Genomic DNA, 1,241 nt, shown 5'->3' with positions numbered 1-1,241 from the left:
GTAATTTATGGTGTTGATATCGCCAAGAACGTATTTCAACTTCACTGGGTCTCGCCGGAGACGGGTGAGGTCTTCGACAAACAGGTCAAACGCGGCCAATTTCTCGAATACTTCGCAAATCTGTCACCCAGCCTGATTGGGATGGAGGCATGCGGAGGCTCTCAACACTGGGCTCGTCGATTGACGGAAATGGGGCATCAAGTGAAGCTCATGTGCACTAGGGCCGTAAAACCCTTTGTAACCGGCAACAAGAACGACATCGCCGATGCGCGGGCGATCTGGCTAGCAACGCAGCAACGCGGCATAAGGTCCGTCGCAATCAAGTCCGAGGCACAACAAGCGGTGCTGGCTCTGCACCGGAGCCGTCAACAGCTGGTGAAGTGCCGCACGATGCAAAGCAACTCTGTACGCGGACTGATCGCCGAATATGGAGAAGTGATGGCCGTCGGGAGAGCGGCCTTGGACAAATCGATGCCAGTAATTCTCGCCAAACTGAGCGAGCGCCTGCCCGCGATCTTGATCGACACTCTTAGGGAGCAATGGGCGCTGCTGAGCAAGCTTGATGAGCAGATTGCGCAAATCGAGCGACGACTCCAGGCATGGATGCGACAGGAGCCGTCGTGCAAAGCCATCGCCGAGATTCCTGGCGTAGGTTTGCTGACAGCGACCGCCGCCGTGGCGACCATGGGAAATCCGAACGCATTTCGCTCGGGACGCGAATTCGCCGCCTGGCTTGGGTTGGTACCGCGGCAAACCGGTACCGGCGGACGAGTGCGGTTGCTTAACATCAGCAAGCGAGGTGACACTTACTTAAGGACTTTGTTAGTCCATGGCGCGAGGTCGGTTCTGTCGTGTTCGAAGACACCAAACAAATGGCTTGATGGCCTCGCCAAGCGACGGCCGGCAAATGTGGTTACGGTGGCACTAGCCAACAAAATAGCCAGGACAATCTGGGCACTGCTGGCCTTCAACCGGAAATACGAAAATGAGTACACCAGTGTGAGGCCCTAACGAGAACTCGTTCAAAGAAGCGGTTTTGATAGCAAGGAGAGAACTACAACGGTTGCGAAGGCACGAAGCGTGATGGCAAACAGGTCAGACCGTGAACCACCAAGCCTGAAGAAACACCCGGACACAGAGTCCGTTAGGTAAGAGAGGCGTGGTTCAGCGGATTCCATCGGGGCCAGCGGGATTCCACCCGCATATAGGCCGGATATAAAGTTGCAGCCGAATCTGTTTGG

Annotated in this window: 1 protein-coding gene; it reads left to right on the top strand. The window is 55.8% G+C overall.

Annotated elements, in window-relative coordinates; all coding sequences use genetic code 11:
• Positions 1–3 precede the first annotated feature (3 nt).
• Entirely contained in the window at positions 4–1,011 is a 1,008-nt protein-coding gene (locus tag V6M89_RS30375; RefSeq protein ID WP_332856713.1) for an IS110 family transposase, read from the top strand.
• Positions 1,012–1,241 lie beyond the last annotated feature (230 nt).

This window comes from Duganella sp. S19_KUP01_CR8, from assembly GCF_036688705.1.
Classification (GTDB): domain Bacteria; phylum Pseudomonadota; class Gammaproteobacteria; order Burkholderiales; family Burkholderiaceae_D; genus Rugamonas.
This window is presented reverse-complemented; position numbering and strand designations above follow the sequence as displayed.